The organism is Dyadobacter sp. HNCC25DJ187 (genome assembly GCF_056895255.1).
In genome coordinates, this window is the sequence record NZ_JBXHAT010000001.1 from 35,051 (window position 1) to 55,746 (window position 20,696).

At 44.3% G+C, this 20,696-nt stretch carries 8 protein-coding genes; 7 read left to right on the forward strand and 1 reads right to left on the reverse strand.

Annotated features, from left to right (window positions below; all coding sequences use genetic code 11):
* Positions 1 to 15 precede the first annotated feature (15 nt).
* The 3 genes from AC1XUE_RS00180 (at position 16) to AC1XUE_RS00190 (ending at position 6,752) form a co-directional block, all read left to right on the forward strand.
* Positions 16 to 1,191: a FecR family protein gene (locus AC1XUE_RS00180; protein WP_483353900.1), complete on the forward strand. Its 1,176-nt coding sequence runs from the start codon at positions 16 to 18 to the stop codon at positions 1,189 to 1,191.
* 310 nt (positions 1,192 to 1,501) lie between these two features.
* On the forward strand, positions 1,502 to 4,891 hold the full coding sequence (locus AC1XUE_RS00185; RefSeq protein WP_483353901.1) for a TonB-dependent receptor: 3,390 nt from the start codon (positions 1,502 to 1,504) through the stop codon (positions 4,889 to 4,891).
* 22 nt (positions 4,892 to 4,913) lie between these two features.
* Entirely contained in the window at positions 4,914 to 6,752 is a 1,839-nt protein-coding gene (locus tag AC1XUE_RS00190; protein ID WP_483353902.1) for a RagB/SusD family nutrient uptake outer membrane protein, read from the forward strand.
* Positions 6,753 to 6,964: 212 nt separating this feature from the next.
* Here AC1XUE_RS00190 and AC1XUE_RS00195 read toward each other — a convergent pair whose 3' ends face one another.
* Positions 6,965 to 11,080, reverse strand: a complete 4,116-nt coding sequence (locus AC1XUE_RS00195) for a hybrid sensor histidine kinase/response regulator transcription factor (protein WP_483353903.1) — start codon at positions 11,078 to 11,080, stop codon at positions 6,965 to 6,967.
* 624 nt (positions 11,081 to 11,704) lie between these two features.
* On the opposite strand from AC1XUE_RS00195, the gene AC1XUE_RS00200 reads away from it, so the two are divergent.
* The 4 genes from AC1XUE_RS00200 (at position 11,705) to AC1XUE_RS00215 (ending at position 20,685) form a co-directional block, all read left to right on the forward strand.
* Complete coding sequence (locus tag AC1XUE_RS00200; RefSeq protein WP_483353904.1) at positions 11,705 to 14,857, forward strand: SusC/RagA family TonB-linked outer membrane protein; 3,153 nt, start codon at positions 11,705 to 11,707, stop codon at positions 14,855 to 14,857.
* A 12-nt stretch (positions 14,858 to 14,869) separates the two neighbouring features.
* A complete protein-coding gene (locus tag AC1XUE_RS00205) occupies positions 14,870 to 16,825 on the forward strand; it encodes a RagB/SusD family nutrient uptake outer membrane protein (RefSeq protein WP_483353905.1) in 1,956 nt (651 codons plus the stop codon).
* Positions 16,826 to 16,984: 159 nt separating this feature from the next.
* Positions 16,985 to 18,025, forward strand: a complete 1,041-nt coding sequence (locus AC1XUE_RS00210; protein WP_483353906.1) for a glycoside hydrolase family 43 protein — start codon at positions 16,985 to 16,987, stop codon at positions 18,023 to 18,025.
* 200 nt (positions 18,026 to 18,225) lie between these two features.
* Entirely contained in the window at positions 18,226 to 20,685 is a 2,460-nt protein-coding gene (locus tag AC1XUE_RS00215) for a glycoside hydrolase family 95 protein (RefSeq protein WP_483355984.1), read from the forward strand.
* Positions 20,686 to 20,696 lie beyond the last annotated feature (11 nt).

Sequence of the window (20,696 nt, forward strand, 5' to 3'; positions counted from 1 at the left end):
AGGCAATTGCTGAATATGATAAAGCGCTACCTGTACGGTAGAGCGAGTCGTGAAGAAAAAGAATTTGTTGAAAAGTTCTATGATCATTTTGATCAGGATCCGCATATCCTGGATCAATTTTCGGAAGGCGAAAAGCAGCAGCTTGAATCGGAGATGCATCAGAATTTGCTGAACAGGATTACCTCGTCAGAGCCAAAAGCTACCATTCGAGTTTGGCAGACAGCCTGGTTCAGAATGGCATCAGCTGCATGTTTAGTCCTTGCATTTGGAATTTATATCAGCCAAAAGCCGGCGTTTAATCTCTCTTTATCTGAAAAAGTCAGCTCAAAAGTACTGGATGTTGCGCCTGGCCGGAACCAAGCCGTGCTTACGCTGTCGAACGGTGAATCGATCTCGTTGGACGCATCTGTAAAGGGTACCATTGCGCAGGAAGGACAGATTAAAATAACAGGAAGCGGCGATGGTGAGCTGGCATATGATCTGCAGGCTGACTCCAAGGCTGTTGTCACCGGATTTAATACAATAACTACACCTGCAGGGGGGCATTATCGGCTTGTGTTGCCGGATGGAAGTAAGGTATGGCTCAATGCAGCATCATCAGTAAGTTATCCTGCCGTATTCAGTGGACCTACCAGAATTGTACGTATTACAGGAGAATGTTATTTTGAAGTTGCCAAAGATGCCAAGCATCCATTTACAGTGGAAGTAAAAGACAGACAAAAGATTACTGTTCTGGGTACGCACTTTAATGTAAGTGCTTATTCCAATGATGAAATGATCAATACAACGCTTTTGGAGGGATCCGTTGACGTGAGCCGATTTGGAGAAGCAAATGGCACAGCTGCAAATCCAATCAGGCTCCGTGTGGGAGAGCAGGCCAGTATGGGAAGAACTGGCTCACTTTCAAAAAAACATGTGGATGTCAGCCAGGCGATAGCTTGGAAAGACGGTCTGTTCCATTTTCAGAACGCCGATGTAAGCACAGTACTCCGGCAGATAGAACGGTGGTATAATGTAAAAGCAGTTTACGATGTTCACGACGATACAGAGAAGTTTTCCGGCAAAATACATCGTGATGCGAACCTTTCTCAGATGTTGGAAATACTGCGCTTCTCCGGGCTGAACTTTAAATTACAGCCATCAGCCGATAAAGCGTTGAATGGGGAGCTCGTATGGGCATCTGCTCAGTAAGATTATCATTTATAACCATACGTAACCATCTCCATATGCAGCATCTTCTACGAGGCCCTTAGAGAACAAAAATGAGTCTTGAAAAAAGACCGCAGGTATGTTGCGAGCATTTCTGCGGTCATATTCAGGTACAGAACCGGTATGTCCGGAAAATGACTTCACATTATTTCTTCACCCAAACATCATAAATGTAATGAATTTTATTACACATGGAAGCCTTGTGCCCGGGAAGCGGATAAATTACGATCGGCAGACCCATCAAGGTACTCTGACACTGAGAATATCACCAACATTAAAACGGCGCATTTTTATGCAAATAAAACTGATTGCTCTTTTACTGACAGTAGTTTTTATCCAGGTGAAGGCCGACAGCGTCGCGCAGCCTCTTACCCTGAGCGCCAAAAACATGTCTGTAGAGAAAATATTTCAGACCATTGAAAGGCAAAGTAAATTTGTATTTTTTTATAATGACAAGGATGTCAGCAACCTGAAAGCAAGTGTCAGCCTTAAAAATGCACCGATTGAATCAGTGCTCCGCTCATGTTTTGACGGGCTGCCCTTAACTTTTAAAATTATTGATAATACGGTAGTGGTACGCAGATCCGCACCCAAAACCACTTCTGCAGATGCTGTGAAAAGCAATCAACAAAACAGCCCAAAGATCGATCTGAAAGGGGAGGTGCTGGATGAAAAAGGAGAGGCGCTGCCTGGCGTAAGTGTACGTGTAAAGGATAGCATGGAAGGGACAACGACCGATGGGGAAGGGAAATTTACACTCAGTATCAGAGAGGAGCAAAATACGGTTCTGTTGTTTTCTTTTATAGGCTATGTCAGTCAGCAGGTAGAAATTAAAAATCAAAGTAATATCCGGGTTGTTCTGGTAGTAGATACCAAAGCGCTTGACGAAATTGTGGTTGTAGGCTATGGTACTCAGAAAAAAGCCAGTGTTGTCAGCTCAATCAGTACAGTGAACGGTAGCCAGATCACTTTTCCAACGAGGAACCTGACCAACAACCTGGCAGGGCAGATGGCAGGTCTGATGAGTATTCAGCGAACGGGAGAGCCTGGGAGAGATGATGCTGAATTCTGGATCAGAGGTGTGAGTACCTTTGCCGGAGGGACGGCACCCCTTGTGTTGGTAGATGGTGTCCCGCGATCATTCAGTAATATTGAACCGGATGAAATCGAAACTTTCTCGGTACTGAAAGACGCAGCAGCTACAGCGGTTTACGGTGCAGAGGGTGCTAACGGTGTTATACTGGTAACAACCAAAAGAGGTGGGATCAGTAAGCCTCAGATTTCTTTCCGTACGGAACATAGCTTTTCAACACCTACGCGACTGCCCGAATTTGTGGATTCGTGGCAGTATCTGGAACTTACCAATGAGGCGCTTACCAATGATGGATTGAGTCCGATTTTTTCCTCAGACCTGATTGCTAAATACAAAAGCGGAGAGGACAGGGATTTGTACCCGAATGCCAACTGGCTCGACGAATTGATGAACAAAGTAAACCGTAACCAGCGCTATACGCTTAACTTTCGCGGAGGTACTGAAAAGGCCAGATACTTTGTGTCCGGAGCATATTTTGCTGAAGATGGTGTGTTTAAAAATGACCCGCAAAATAAGTATGAAACCAATGTGGGACTGAAGCGCTATAATCTGCGCAGTAACGTTGATATGGATATCACTCCGACTACACTTCTGAATGTAGACATCAGCGGGCAGTATCTGGCGCGTAACTGGGCCGGCGTCGATCCGGAAGATATTTTTAGTATGATGCTCAATACGCCATCTTACATTTTTCCGGCCGTTTACAGTGATGGCACTACCTCGACCTATCCGGCAGAGAATGATAGCAATAACCGAAATCCGTATAACCAGCTTTTCAATTCAGGTTACAAAAAGGAATGGAACGCACTGCTTCAGACAGGTGTCGGACTGACGCAAAAACTGGATTTCATTACACCTGGTCTTTTTTTAAATGGCAAGGTTAGTTTTGACTACGATGGAACATTCTCATCTACCAGGTCACTCAATCCAAATCGTTACTTTGCAACCGGACGTGACGCAAATGGCAATCTTATTTTCAGTCAGTCGGTGTCCGGCAATCCGGATATGGGCGAGCCTGTGGAAGGTTTCAGCGCAGCCAAAAAAATCTATATGGAGACTTCCCTGAACTATAAAAAACTCTTCGGTAAACATTCGCTGAATGGTATGATACTGTATATGCAGAAAGAGTTGCAGAATCATGATCAGGCGCTAGCATTCCGGAAGCAGGGTATTGTAGGAAGGGCATCGTATTCCTTTGGAGACAGGTATTTTATTGAAGGTAATTTCGGCTATACAGGTAGCGAAACATTCGCAAAAAACCATCGGTTTGGTTTCTTCCCGGCAATCGGTATCGGCTATATGATATCCAATGAGTCGTTTTTCCCTGAGGCTTTGAAAGCAAGTATTTCGTCCTTGAAAATCAGGGCCTCTGCAGGTCGGACAGGAAACGATAACACGGGAACTTCAAGATTTCTGTACCGTCCGACATTCAGAACGGACGGTTACAATTTCCAGCAGGGCATTACATCCGGTGGAGGTTCCAACGGACTTGGTACTGGTATTAATGAGTTGCAATTTGAGAACCAGTCACTACAGTGGGAAATTGAAAACAAGTATAACATAGGTATGGATCTGAGCCTTTTCGGAAATCAGATTGAGGTCATTGCAGATTATTTCCGTTCAAAGCGTACGGGCATACTTCTGCAACGCAGAACGATTCCGGGAACGGCCGGTTTCTGGGCCTCACCGTGGGATAATTTTGGCTCTGTTTCCAATCACGGGGTTGATGGAAGTATCAATGCACGTCACAGCTGGGGGAAATTCAAGCTGGGTATCAGAGGGACTTTCAGCTTTTCCAGAAACAAAATTCTTGAATATGATGAACTGCAACAGCCACATCCCTGGATGGCCCTGACAGGAACCCGGGTCAATGAACACACACTGTATATAGCAGAACGGCTATATACCGACGATGATTTCTACATCACGCAAAACAGCAACGGCACTTTTGCTTATAAACTCAAAGAGCATTTGCCATCTGTGGCATTACAGAACAACCTGGGTCCAGGAGATATAAAATACGCAGATTTGAATGAAGACGGTGTCGTGGATGTATTTGATAAGAAACGAGGGCACGGACATCCCTACAAGCCTGAAATTATTTATGGTTTTGGTGCCAATGTGGAATATAATGGTTTCTACGTCAGTGCCTTCTTCCAGGGTACAGGCAATACCTCTGTTTTGCTCGGAGATGGTAATAGTACCTTTTTTCCTTTTAACTGGGGTTATGACAAATCGAATTACCGTTCATTTATGCTCGACCGATGGTCGCCCGACAATCCTAGTCAGGATGTGATAATGCCTCGTTTGCATCAACGTTATGAGCGAAACGTCAATAAGGAAGCCAGTACCTGGTGGTTGAGAAATGGTAATTTTCTTCGTTTCAAGAATCTGGAAATAGGTTATAACATTCCCAAAGCAACAGCCAGTAAAATCAAAGCACAGAACATGCGGATCTACATGATGGGCTATAATTTGGGCGTATGGGATAAGATCAAATACTGGGACCCGGAGACCGGCAATAACAACAGGGGTATGAGCTATCCGCTACCACGAACTTTGTCGTTGGGCCTTGATGTGACATTTTGATCATTACTAAACAGCATTGATTATGAAACTATATAAAACCATTATTTTCTCAATTTGCCTTTTTCTGGGATCGTGTACTAAATTTTTGGATGTATCTGATGAGCTTGCAGGGGGGCTGACATCAATCGACGATGTGTTCAGTAACGTAGCATATACCAAAAGATGGTATTCTCAGATTTTTGATGGTGTGCCGGATTATTCAGTCATTCATTCGCTGAACTACCAATCGGGTGTGCAAAACCCGTGGACCTCTATGGCTGACGAGGTATTTACTGAAACAAATGGAGGAGCTCAGAACGCCGGTATTTACTCGGAATGGAACTCTGGAACCAATAACTTCCACAGATGGGCACCGCTTTTCAATCTGATCAGACAAGCGAATATTTTTATTGAAAATGCGAAACCCATTAGCGGTACGGGAACCAATGCCCAGGTTTTAACTCAGGAGGAGGTCGATCGCTTCAAGGCGGATGTTCGTTTTATGCGCGCTTTTTATCATTACCTTCTTTTGGAACAATACGGCCCCGTCCCTATAGTTGATAAATCACTTGATCTGACGGATGATCTGGATTTTGAAAGAAGGCCAATAGACGAGGTTGTTAACTTCATTGACAGAGAGTTGCTTTTGGCCATGCAAGGAATGCATCAGGGAAATTATCATTCCAACGAAAACTACAGGGCTGTTCCGACGAAAGGCACCGCCCTTGCAGTCCGTGCAAAGTTATGGATGTATGCAGCCAGTCCACTTTTCAATGGTGGCTATCCTGAAGGTCAGCAGCTCATGTCTTCGGATGGAATACCGTTATTTCCTGCTCAGGATTTAACCAAGTGGAAGAAGGCAGCTGAAGCTTGTAAAGATCTGATTGATTTTGCACAGGAAGGAAATTATGATTTATACAGAGCTTATACAGGCGGGAAACTGGATCCGGATCGATCTGTGTACGAGCTGTTTCAAGAGTATAACTCAGAGGTGATCTGGGCAACCGCCAAAACTGGCTGGGGAGGCATGGACGGAAGTGGATTTGACCGCCGTTCCACACCTACCAGTGAGCAAAACGGGCAAGGTGATATTGCTGTGCTCCAGGAATTGGTGGACGATTTTTATATGAAAGACGGCCTTCCTGTTAAGGTAAAAAGTCACCTCAAAAAATCCCCGCTGTACAAAGAGGAGGGATATTCAGATTACAATGGGTCAATGGTTAACAACATGTATATCAACCGTGAGCCTCGCTTTTACAACACTGTATTTTTCTCTGGCCGAAAGTGGCATATTACCAATAATGTAGTGAATTTTCATTTGGGAGGCAATGCCGATCGTACCAAAGCTTATTATCCGGCGTCTGGCTTTCTACTCTATAAAAGGTTCAACAGAACTGTGCACAAACGCGCCCCCGGTGTAACCAGCAGATTCAGGCCTTCCTACATCTTCCGACTGGCCGAGTTTTACCTGTTATATGCAGAGGCGCTCAATGAATCCGACCCTTCAAATCCTGATGTGCTCAAATATATAAACCTGGTCCGGGAACGTGCCGGACTGCCTGATCTGGAATTGCTAAATGCCTCTATTAAAGGAAATCAGGCTTTACAGCGTAAAGCGATTCAACTCGAAAGCCGTATAGAGCTTGCTACAGAGGGACAGCGTTATTTCGATGTGAAGAGATGGATGATTGCTGAAGATCAGCCCGGTGAAGGTGGCTTGGGAGGAGATTTTACCGGGAAGTTTGCCGCGGGTAATGCCACAACATTTGACCAGCGTGTAAGAATGCACACGCGTGTATTCAAAAGGAAAAATTATCTTTTCCCGATTCCACTGATTGCGTTGCAAAAAAGCAAAAAGCTGATTCAGAATCCCGGATGGTAAATAGACTATCAGCAATGAGCAGTTAATATTTCATGGGAGTCTGTGATCTGCCTGCGTTATGCAGGACATTCACAGACTCTTTTTTTGTCTGAAGATAATCATTAGGTTCTGCAACAATCCTGATCTTTCCGGTAATAATAAGCTGTACGCAGAAAACCTATCCGAATGGCAATAAATCCACTATTCATTCATTTGCGTGATAGTTGAACTGCTCATGGAGCATGAACTAGTGGAGGCTGTCTTCTTTTCATTGCCTTATATTCCGTAGGGAGCATATTAAACTTTGCTTTAAATGACTTCGCAAAATAATTAGGTGCGGTAAAACCGGTCATATAAGAAATTTGTGAAATGCTCAGATCACTGTTTTCAAGCAGGACTGCCGCTTTTTCAAGCTTGATCGACCGGATAAATTCGATAGGCGTTTGTCCGCTCATTTCCAGTACTTTACTATACAATGTGCCACGGCTCATGCCTACATGTTTGCTTAGATTTTCCACGCTGAGCTGGGAAGTGTGCAGATTGTCTTCGATGTAGGCGAGCATATCCTTTAGCAATTTTTCCTGGCTGGATTGTATCTGCGGATCCTGACCTGAAATTTTGATGTGGCGGGAATAAACACCTTTTAGCAGCCGGTTCAAAAGAATCAGATTATTGATTTTCGCGTTGAGAATTTCAAAATTAAAGGGTTTGGTCAGATAATCATTTGCACCGGAATTGAGCCCTTCCAATTGCTGCTGCTCGCCTGTAGAAGCGGTAAGTAGAATAATCGGAATGTGTTTGGTGCGTTTGTCAGCCTTGATCTTCTGGCTCAGAGATATCCCATCCATCTCAGGCATGGCAATGTCACTAACGATGAGTTCCGGATGATGGCTGAGCGTTTTCTGCCAGCCTTCTTTTCCATTGTTTGCTTCAATAACCTGATAAAATGGTAGCAAGCTCTCTTTGAGGTAATGCCTGAATTCGTCATTATCTTCAATGATCAACACCGTTGATGGATCATCCATTTGCGTTTTCTCCGGTTTACCTGCCGCCGCGTCAGTAACGTCGGATACATCAGCTGACCCCATGGTCTTCTGTTGTGAAGGAACGGGAGCACTATCTGGAGCAATTGGAAGCTTTACTGTAAAAGTACTGCCTGAGCCTGGCTCGCTGGCTACGGTGATGGTTCCTTGATGCAGTTGCACGAATTCCCGCACAATAGATAAGCCAATACCACTTCCCTGGTTGAGCACAGACAGATCCGTATCGTTTTGGAAAAAGCGGTCAAAGATCTTTTCGTGCTTGTCCTCAGGGATGCCAATTCCTGTATCTTCGATAGTAATTATTAAAAGGTTATTATCTGAAGAGCCGGACTCGTGATCGATTTCCAGCTGCACCGCGCCGCCTTTTGGGGTGAATTTGAATGCATTTGACAATAAATTAAATAGGATACGTTCAAGTTTCTCTGCATCAAAATCCATGAAAAGCTGGCTTACACTGCTTTCAATTCTAAACGCAATTCCCTTTCTGATTGAAAGATCACTGAATTGGTCGCATGTATCCCTGATATATAGGATGACATCTTTTCGGCTCAGATCAAGCGTAACTTCCTGCTGTTGCATATTTTTAAAGTCAAGAAGCTGGTCGACCAGGTTAAGTAATCGTTTGGCATTTCGTTTGATAGCCGTAACCGACGGATGCAATTCAGTTGACTTAGTCTTAGACAAAAGGTTATCTACCGGTGCCAGAATTAATGATATTGGTGTTCTAAACTCATGACTTAAATTGGTGAGAAATTTGATTTTCATGCGATCCAGCTCTTTTGCCTGTTCAGCTTCCGCCTTTTGTTGCTGTTCTTTGAATTGCCTTTGGAGCTTCTGTATACCTCGGCGCCTCATATACAAGACAATTCCTAATGGGATCAGAATATATAAGATATAGGCATAAATCGTCAAATAGAAAGGGGGTTTTACAATAACCTCAACAGACTTGGTTTGAGGTCCCCAATTAGACCCGTCGCTGCTTGCCTGTACTTCAAATACGTAATTGCCAGGGCTGAGGTTGGTGTAACTCGCCATATTACCTGTTCCCGTTTCATTCCATTCCGACTGCATGCCTACAAGTCGGTGGCGGTAACGCATCTGTTTGGGATTGGTGTAGTCGAGGGCTGCATAACTTACTGAAAAGTTCTGTTTATAGTCCAGACTTATCGTTTTAGCCACCGAAATGTCCGCATCAATGAAATTTGAATCCAAAGGCGTAATGTCCCGGTTACCGATTCGGAGATTTTTAAGGATAATCGGTGGAATGCTTTTGCCTGCCGGTAAGCTCCGTGTATCGATGTGATTGAATCCGTCGATTCCTCCAAAGAAAAGGGTGTTGTCAGTAGCGCGGATGCCTGCTCCAAGTACAAATGTCTTGTTCTGGATTCCGTTGTAGGACGTGTAGTTATTGAATTTTTTATTTTTTGTATCAAAGAAACTGATACCCTGATTGGTACTTACCCATATCCTTCCCTGAGCATCCTCAAGTACCTTGTTGACTATATTACTTGCCAGCCCTTCCTTTTCGCCATAGGTTGTGAATTTTCGTGTTTGCGCATTGTAAAGGGCTAAGCCTTCGCCGGATGTTCCAACCCAGATATTCCCTTTACTGTCTTCCAGTAGCGAGAAAGTAATATTGCTTGGCAGGTTGCTATTATTCTTATTCAGTACAATCGCTTTGCGCGTATTCGGATTGAAAACTGCAATACCTGTACCATGTGAAGCAATCCAGATCTGTCCCCGGCTATCCTGCATGATATCTCTGATATAGCCATTAAGCGGAATGGCCCTCTGAGAGATAGGCAGCTCCGGATGATAGTACCTGGTTATATGTTCTGTTTTGGGATTAAGCAGATGTACACCGCCTCCATTCGTGCCTATCCATACATTACCAGACTTATCTTTTTTCAGACAAAAAATATCATTATTAGCCAGGCTTAATGAGTCTTTACCTCTGGTAAATTGCTTGTAAGTGCCTGTCTTGGGGTTAAAGCGGAAAAGACCATCCTGAAAGGTTCCAATCCAAAGATCATTTTCCGAGGCCAATTCGAGTGTTAAAATAGCCAGACCTGAAGAGGCAATTTTGTTTTTAGGATTAATGGGGAATCTTTTAAATAGATTGGTTTCGCGGTTGTACAAATTAAGACCTCCACCATCTGTACCGACAAATAATCCTGCGGCCCCGCTTTGTGCAAATGATGTGACAAATGGCGCATTCAAGCCATATGGATCGTTCATGTCAGACCGTATCAATCCGAAAATAGCCAGGTTCTTATCGTACTTATTGACGCCTCCCTTGTAAGTGCCAAGCCAGCAAATGCCCTCATTATCAATCAGTATGCTACGTACTGACTTATTGCTCAGACTGAACTGTGTTCTTGGATCAGGAAAATACCGCGTGATGTTTCCGTTGCTGGTATCCAGAATATTCAGGCCGGCATCGGTGCAAATCCACAGGTATCTGTCGTTCACCCGGGCAATGGCAAATACCATATTGCTGCTCAATGAGTTGGTATTGCCCGCCTCAAACCTGAAATTCTTAAGTATTTGTCCATGCTCATTCAGCTTAAACAACCCACTGAATGTACCTACCCACATATATCCTTCTCGATCTTGTTCAATAGACTTCACTGACCGCGAGCCAGCATCATCCGGAAGTGATTGCAGGTAGTTCACATGTTCTTCATATTTATCAGAAGGGTCAATTCTGAATAAGCCTTTGTTGGAGCCTATCCACACTCTTTGCTTTCTGTCTATAGCAACACTGAGGATTAATCCTTTTGATATTTGATCAGGAATATTTGCCGCAGAAGAATAGGTGCTGATCTGATGAGTTTCGGGATTTACATTGATTAATCCGCTTGTGGTTCCTACCCATAACTTGCCTTTGGCATCGCTGGTTATGCTGGTTACACTGTGAGGAGAGGGTATATTTACAAAAGAATCCTTCTTCCTGTTGTAAAGGTGTAGTCCACCTTCGGTGGTGCCAATCCAAATGCGATCCCCAGAATCCTGGTGCAGACTGGAAATCTCACTTGACTTCAAAGATGTTGAATCTGCTTTATTATGGCGATAAACCGATACGTCAGTACCATCGAATTTATTTAAACCGTCTTCGGTCGCGAACCACATCAGTCCGTAGCGGTCTTTAACAATAGCATTTACAGTATTGGAAGACAACCCATCCATGGACGTCAGGGAAGTGAACTTAGGTTTGGGATGTTGCGCAAAAGCAAAAGAAGTTACCGCATGCAACAGTATCACCACACAAATTAATCGGATCGAGAGAGAAGTATTTAAGTGCATCGGAGTGATGAATTATACAGGCTACCCCTAGGTTAGCAGAATTTAATATGGCCTATGGAAATCTTGATTCTTGGTGGTTATGTTTTGTTATATCAACATTGAGCTAACTATGCTGCAAAAACGGGAAATAAATCCAAAAAATGCAAGTTTGTCTCAAAATCGGGCATTTTTTTGGAGAATTTGAACAATAGTACTGGTAAAATGAACAAATGTGCTCACGCCACGCCTTCAATGAGTACTACTTTTGTAAGCAATAAATTAAATAATATCTGGAAAAAATGATGAACAGATTTTGATGTATTCGCTCCGCATTTGTTAATGGCTGCCAATGTAATGCCAGTCAGTGCAATATGTTGAAAGACGCATCAGTCCCAATCATCACGTTCAAATTAAGTATTGTCAAATTGACACTAATTTATTTTGCCAGCATACGTAAACCGAACCGTCCAACTCAAGCAATGAAAGATTTTCAAACATTTTTTAACCCAAGCTCTATGAGATGATAACAACTAAACGTAAAGCGAAACTTGCTACCTGCAAATCTGCTGGTGGTGGACATTCCGGATCATAGACCGTCGGGATGAAATTTAGAACTGAATTAAACCATCAAATCATACATCAATTATGCATGACTGTTTATTAAACCGAAATACGTGGGCAAGGGTTGCGAGCATGTGCGGCCTTCCCATTTTATTACTTGGGGGAGCGTCGGATAAAGCTATTGCAGGTAGCGGAGTACTGGCTAATTACAGTAGCAGACACCGGTCTGTCTCTGTAGCCGACGTCGAAATTACGGGTAAAGTGACCGACGAAGATGGAGTTGGGCTGCCGGGCGCGAGTATATTAGTAAAGGCTACTACCAGCGGAACGATTACAGATGAGGACGGTACCTTCAAACTACGCGTTTCCGAAGAGTCAAATGCAATTTTGGTTATCTCGCTTGTAGGTTACATGTCACAGGAAGTTGCAGTCGGTTCGCAAACAACGATCAATGCTGTTTTAAAAAGTGATCATAAGGTGCTCAATGAGGTAGTAGTTGTAGGTTATGGTACGCAGCGCCAGGAAGCAGTAACAGGGTCTGTGGTATCCATAACCGGAGATATCATGAGAGAGGTGCCCTCGGCCAACTTGTCGCAAGCTTTACAGGGACGTGTAGTAGGTGTGGATATTTCACAAACTTCTTCAAAACCGGGTGCTGCCATGCAAATCCTGATCAGGGGACAACGTTCATTAAGGGCGGATAATAATCCCTTAATCGTTCTCGACGGGATTCCTTTTGCAGGTTCACTTACCGACATCAATCCCAACAATATCAAGAGTCTGGATATACTGAAGGATGCATCCGCCACTGCCATTTATGGTTCGCGTGGTGCCAATGGTGTCATATTGATCACAACAAATACAGGTAAACGCGGACAGAAGGCACTTTTCAATTACAATGGATTTCATGGCACAACAACTGTTTTTGCCAAGTATCCGATGATGAACGGACCTGAATATGCTGCATTACGTGCTGCCAGTCTTCAAACATTCCAAAACACAATCGATGAATCCAATGATGTTAATACCGATTGGCAGGATATGATATACCGAAATGGAATGATGACAAGCCATGATTTGAGCGTATCAGCTGGCACTGAGAAAGGAAGCTACTCGTTCGGACTGGGTTATTATAAGGAGAATGCGGTTGTTCCTTTACAGAATTTTACCCGGTACACACTACAGGGATCGGTTGACCAGGATATCAATAAGTATATCAAACTAGGCTTATCAACCAACTCAAACTTTACCATTAATAATGGAAACAATATACCTGCAGTAGGTATGGCGCTTGGCAGAACTCCGATCACCAATCCTTACAATGCAGATGGTACGATGAAAACCCTGGTTCAGGAGCAGACATCGGGTCCGCAGTGGGTGCCGTCGCGAGAAAGATTCAATAGCCTGGGTGACAGTTACATTGATCAGTCGAAAGCATATGGTTCCTACAATACGCTGTTTGGAGAATTAAAAATTCCGGGTGTAACAGGCTTAAAGTACCGCGCCAATCTTGGTTTGAATTTCAGACATACCACAGGCGGAAATTACCGTGGTCAGGGTGTTTTCAGTGGAAATCCGTTAAATGTCTCTGAAGGAGGTATCAATAATTCGTTGACAACTAACTGGGCGATCGAAAATTTATTAAGCTACGACAAGACCTTTAATAAGCACATTATCAATGCTGTAGCGCTGTACTCAGCGCAGCAGAATACCACCAACAACTCATCCGTTGCTGCGCGCGACATTCCCTCGGATGCTTTCCAATTCTATAACCTGGGTCGAGCTGATGGGATCATTACAGTGAATCCTGCCAACCAGGGTTATAACCAGTGGGGACTTCTCTCCTACATGGGTCGTGTGATGTATTCCTATGACGATCGTTACATGATCAGTGTTACCTATCGTTCTGACGGGTCGTCCCGCCTTGCATCCGGATACCAATGGAATGCCTATCCAGCGGTATCTGCGGGTTGGAATATCTCCAAGGAGAATTTCATGGCTGGCATACCGCAAATTAATCTGCTTAAACTAAGAGCGGGCTATGGACAAACGTCCAACCAGGCCGTGAACCCTTACGAAACCCTAGGACTGCTATCCACAAGACCTTACAACTTTGGCGATGATACGTATTCAACGGGCTTCTATGTATCCAATGCACCCAATCCACGTTTAGGATGGGAATTCTCAAATACGGTCAACTTCGGTCTGGATTTCAAACTGTTGAGTAATCGATTGTCTGGTACAGTTGAATATTACTCCCAGCAAACTAAAAACGTATTGCTTGGTGTTGGCTTGCCTCCTACATCCGGTGTGGGCAGTTACACTGCCAATATCGGACAGACGCAAAACAGAGGTGTTGAATTTAATTTAAACGGGACGATTCTCGAAAATGTGAATGGCTGGACTTGGGATGTAGGTTTCAACATCTATACAAACCGCAACAAATTGGTGTCACTTTCTTCGGGACAGCAACGTGATGAAGGAAACTGGTGGTTCGTAGGTCATCCGATCAATTCTATATTTGACTATGAAAAAATAGGGATCTGGCAGGCAGACGATGAGCACAGAAATATTCTGGAGCCGGGTGGTAACGCAGGTATGATTAAAGTAAAATATACTGGTGATTACAACAGCGATGGTGTTCCAACCAGAGCCATTAATGCAAGTGACCGACAGATTATCAGTATGCAGCCTGACTTCCAGGGTGGATTTAACACCCATGTCTCATACAAAGGTTTCGATCTGGGAATTGTAGGTGCGTTTAAAAAAGGTGGCTTGCTCAATAGTACGCTTTATGGCTCTTCCGGATATTTGAATAACCTGAATGCAAGATCGGGTAATAACGTAAAAGTGGATTATTGGACACCCGAGAACACATCTGCAAAATATCCTGCGCCTGGCGGAATAGGTGGCGACAACCCGAAATACGGTAGTACACTTGGTTACTTTGACGCTTCTTATCTGAAAGTGAGAACGATGACGCTGGGTTATAACTTCGATTCCCAGCAGCTGGGAAAGGTTGGTCTTAGCAGGCTAAGACTCTATTTCACTGCCCAAAACCCATTTGTAATGTTCTCTCCATATAACAGAGAATCGGGCATGGATCCGGAAACGAATTCTTATGGAAATGAGAATGCTGCGGTTCCATTATCAGGCGCGTTGAGACGTATACTTACAATAGGTACCAATACGCCATCGACAAGGAATTATCTGGTAGGAATCAATTTGACATTTTAAATAGCATTTTATATGAAAAGGATACAATCTTTGAGTCTTAAAGGACTGATGCTTCTGGTGCTTTTCTCACTGGGATGTACAGATATTCTGGAAGAAAAACCCAGGGCGATTTACACACCGGAATATTTCAAAACAGAAAAAGGTGTCTACGGAGGTCTGACGGGCATGTACGCCCACATGAGATGGATTTTTGGAAATGCCTACTACTACAACTCGTGCATGACCGGCACTGATGAAGCTACATGGGGAGCCAGCGGTGGTGGTGGTGGATTCCAAATCCACGATCTGTCGGGTGGAGGACTAATCATGCCCAATAACAGTGATGCGAGCAATGTTTGGTATAATGCGTTTCCCAATATCAATACAGCCAACGGCGTAATAGAAAATGCGACGCAGGTAGGCATTTCCGAAGCACTGATCGCCGAAGCGCGTTTCTTTCGCGCATTTGACTACTTTTTGCTGGTACAGGCTTTCGGAGGCGTACCACTTGATTTGGGTTCAGGAGAACTGGCCTTTAATATCTCCACACTCAGAACTTCAGTTCGCAACACGGTGCCGGAAGTATATACAAGGGCTATTTTTCCTGATCTTGTCAAAGCGGTGAATGACCTGCCGGCTACCGGACGCGTGACTGGCGGAGTAACAAAAACCGTCGCGCGTTTGTATCTGGCCAAAGCCTATCTGACTTATGGCTGGTGGTTAGAAAATCCTAAAAATATTCCCACTTACCCTGCTGCACCGCGTACGGATCCAGATGGGCACAACGCACAGTGGTATTTTCAGAAGGCTTATGATATCGCTACTGAGGCTATTGCAGATCCGGGTCCATTCAAGCTCCAAGATACTTACTACGATGTGAACTTAGGTCCGAATGATAGAAACAGTGAAATACTGCTATATGCTGATCACACCGAAACCAGCGAATTATTCAACGGTTCCAGCCTGACCTACGCTGGTGGTGGTGATGCCGATAACTTTGCGGTATGGATGCTGACATGGAATTATACAAGTATCACCAGTTCCAAAACCAATTGGAGTGCGCCTCAGACCGTCAATTCCGTCCAGCGTGAAGCGGATCAGTCACTTGGGCGTCCATGGGTACGGATGGCGCCGCCTCACGAAGTGTTTAAAAACACCTTCGCAGATAAAACCAACGATTCGCGTTACGATGGAACATTTACAACCGCTTATCGCGGCAATTGGCCAAAGGCCGGGGTAACGAATGAATTCTTATATAATGCCAACAATATGCAGGTACGTCCGGGTGATGCCATTCTTACATTCCTGAATGAAGATCCCACTGAGACAATAGACTATTCTAATAGTGTCTTCAAAAGCAGTGTAGGTCTTGGTGTGTTGCCCGGAAGAGCCGATTACGTTGTTGCTCCGAGTGCAATCAGCAGACTGGTATACCCTGGTCTTTGGAAACTTGGAACTTACAGAACGGATAATGGAACAGGTTTGGGCCAGCCTAATGCGGCCAACACACGCCCTTTCAACATCTCTAAATTCTCGGAGCTCTACTTTATTGCAGCCGAGGCCGCTGTAAAGGGCGCTTCTACACAATCGGGCAAAACTGCAAGAGAACTGATCAATGTTATCCGTGCACGTGCCGGTAAGTGGCGGTGGAACAACCAGGGTAATGTTGAAAAAATAGCAGATAACAGTGCAGCCATGGTCGCGGCCACACCGGCGACGATCACATTGAACTATCTGCTTGCCGAACGTTCTCGTGAGTACTATGGTGAAGGCTACCGCTGGTATGATCTGGTGCGCACGCAAACCTGGAAAGAAATTGGCGCTAGCTATACCATTTGTGGTACGGGAGTGGGAGATCGCAAACCTGTGAAATACAACAGAACTATTGAGAACTATCATTTTCTGAGACCTATTCCGCAAGGACAGCTGGATAACCTGGATATGACAGCCGAAGAAAAAGCGGCCTACCAGAATCCGGGATATATGTAGAAGGTCAGATAAAATCAAAAACTGTAAGGGAATGGTCAGCCATTCTCTTACAGTCTGTTTTTCCTGATAAGAAAGGTTTGGATATGTGTTGCGAGAGTATATTCCAGCTACGTCGTCTTACTCACATAGCTATTCAAATAATTAATAACAACATCAGATATGTTTTCTTTCAACAAACTTGTTTTCACACTGGCAGTTGGGGTAGGAGGCGTTTACGCTCAGCAAACACCAGCTCAAATTAAACCTTTGGTAAGCGATCTTTACACTGCCGATCCTTCCGCACATGTTTTCAACGGGAAAATCTACATTTATCCATCGCATGATATTGAAGCAGATGTGCCACAAGATGATGAAGGTGGACATTTCCAAATGCGCGACTACCACGTGTATTCCATGGATAAAATCGGAGGAAAAGTGACAGACCATGGTGTAGCATTGGATGTGAAAGATGTGCACTGGGCTGAAAAGCAAATGTGGGCGCCGGATGCCGCATATAAAAATGGAATGTATTACCTGTATTTTCCTGCCAAAGACAAAGAAGGCGTGTTCCGGATTGGAGTGGCTACAAGTAAATCACCAACCGGACCATTTAAACCGGAGGAAAAGCCCATACCTGGAAGTTACAGTATTGATCCAGCTGTTTTTACGGATACAGATGGCAAATCCTACATGTACCTGGGAGGTATTTGGGGCGGACAATTACAGCGCTGGCATACCGGAACCTACGATAAAACCTTGATGATGGATCTGGGTAAAGGTCATGAAAATGAACCTGCCTTAAATGCTAAAGTTGCGGTGATGAAGGATGATATGTTATCGTTCGGCGAACCCTTACGTGATGTACAAATTTTGGATGAAAACGGAAAGCCATTATTAGCCGGTGACACCAACCGTCGTTTCTTTGAAGGTGCATGGATGCATAAGTATAACGGAAAATATTACTTCTCCTATTCTACGGGTGATACTCATTTGCTATGTTACGCAGAAGGCGACTCACCATATGGCCCATTCACGTACAAAGGGGTAATTATGAAGCCAGTTGAAGGCTGGACAACGCATCATTCTATTGTAGAATTTAAAGGGAAATGGTATCTGTTCTACCACGATGCAGCCATCTCAGGAAAAACACACCTTCGTAATGTAAAAGTGAGGGAATTGTTGCGAGATAACAGCGGAAACATAAAAACAATTACTCCCTGATCATTATAAAAAATCAACCCTTGCCCTGTTCTGATACCGGAAAACACTATATGCACATTGAAAAAACGTGATGCTTTGTCAACGTAGACGCCGGCTGGTAAAGCTAGTTTATCTAAGCCATCTATTACCGGCGTCTACTTCATTTGACATCAATTTTGTAGCGGTATATATCAGAGATCTGATTCATGATTACAATTAATATGAGAGGTATTTTTATTCTGTTATTGATGACGGTTGCAGCGTCAGGTTATTCGCAAACGCAGCGTACACAAAGGCTATGGTATGATAAACCGTCGGGCAATGTCTGGGAAAATGCTTTGCCTGTAGGAAATGGACGGCTCGGAGGGATGGTGTATGGAGATGTGGCAAATGAAAGGATTCAGCTCAACGAGCATACATTATGGTCTGGAGGACCCAACCGCAATGATAATCCGGATGCGCAGGCAGCATTGCCGGAAATTAGAAAACTAATTTTTGACGGAAAGCAAAAGGAAGCTGAGAAATTGGCCAATAAAGCCATCATCACTAAAAAGTCCCACGGACAAATGTTTCAGCCACTTGGCGAACTGCATTTGAATTTCCCCGGACATGAAAACTATACCAACTATTACCGTGAACTCGACATTGAACGTGCCGTAGCCAAAACCACCTATCAGGCTGACGGCGTGAACTATACACGCGAAGTGCTTGCCTCTTTTCCTGACCGGGTCATTGTAATTCGATTAACAGCAGACAAACCAGGTCAACTTACTTTTGATGCCTCCTATGCATCCCTGCATTTGAACAAGGCCATCAAAATAACCGGCAGTAATGACCTAACCATCACCGGTACAGCTTCGGATCATGAAGGTGTCAAAGGATTGGTCAGGTTTGAAGGAATTACACGGATTAAAACGGATGGGGGAACGGTGTCAGCCAGTGATACGGCATTGCTTGTTAAAGGAGCCAATGCAGCGACTATTTATATTTCCATTGCCACCAATTTTAAAAACTATCAGGATGTAAGCGGAGATGAACATGCGCTGGCATTGTCGTATCTGAGCAAAGCCTATGCAAAGTCGTACAGTGCCATATTGAATCCACATGTTGCTGCCTACCAGAAGTATTTCAAACGTGTAAAGTTTGATTTGGGTATGACAGATCTGGGTAGTCTGCCGACAGATGAGAGGCTTAAAAATTTTCGTAATGTGAATGATCCTGAACTGGTTACGCTATACTATCAGTATGGGCGTTACTTATTGATTTCGAGTTCACAACCTGGTGGACAGCCCGCCAACCTACAGGGAATCTGGAACAACAAAATGCGGCCGCCATGGGACAGTAAATACACCATCAACATCAATGCACAGATGAACTACTGGCCCGCGGAAAGAACAAATCTGAGTGAATTGCATGAGCCATTTTTGAAAATGGTAGAGGAATTATCTGTTACCGGTAAGGAAACTGCCAGAACCATGTATGGTGCCAGAGGATGGATGGCCCATCACAACACTGATGTATGGCGTGCAACTGGCGCTATCGACGGAGCCTTTTGGGGAATGTGGATTGCAGGAGGTGGATGGACAAGCCAGCATCTATGGCAGCATTATCTGTATCAGGGAGACAAATCATACCTTAAAAAAATATATCCGGTGCTAAAGGGCGCAGCCGATTTTTATGCGGATTTCCTGGTAGAGCATCCCAAATACCACTGGTTGGTTGTCAATCCGGGGAGTTCTCCTGAGAATGCACCGGCTGCCCATGAAGGGTCTTCGCTGGATGCCGGGACAACCATGGATAACCAGATTGCGTTTGATGTTTTTACCAGTGCTATTCGTGCAGCTGAAATATTGAAAACGGATGCTGCATTCGCGGATGCACTACGGGAAAAGAGAAAGCGTTTACCCCCTATGCATGTTGGTCAACATGGACAGTTGCAAGAATGGCTGGATGATGTGGACGATCCAAATGACCGTCATCGTCATGTGTCTCATTTGTATGGATTGTTCCCTTCGGATCAGATTTCGGCTTATCGAACACCTGAACTGTTTTCTGCTGCCAGAACAACGCTGACGCACCGCGGTGATGTATCGACCGGATGGAGTATGGGCTGGAAAGTAAACTGGTGGGCCAGATTGCAGGATGGGAATCACGCATTCACACTGATCAAAAATCAGCTTTCCCCATTGGGTACATCAAAAGAAGGCGGCGGAACTTATAACAATTTGTTTGACGCACATCCCCCTTTTCAGATCGACGGCAATTTTGGTTGTACCTCGGGAATTACTGAAATGCTGATGCAAAGTGCGGACGGAGCAGTGCATCTACTTCCGGCTCTTCCGGATGTGTGGCCGCAGGGAAACATTGGCGGGTTGCTGGCGCAAGGCGGGTTTGAAGTGGTTGATATGCAATGGACAGAAGGAAAATTAATAAAGCTTGAAGTAAAATCTAAACTGGGTGGAAATCTTCGGCTTCGTGTCCCCAATAAAATGCAATCTGCAAATAGCAAGTCTTTAAGTGTAGCTTCCGGACAAAATTCCAACGGGTTTTTTCGCAATGTGGAGGTAGCTGATGCAGTGGTATCCCCGCAGACGAAAATGGTACAACCAACTATTAAAGAAACATTCCTTTATGACATGCCAACACAAGCTGGTAAGTCTTATGTGTTTATACTTCAATAACTTATAAAGTG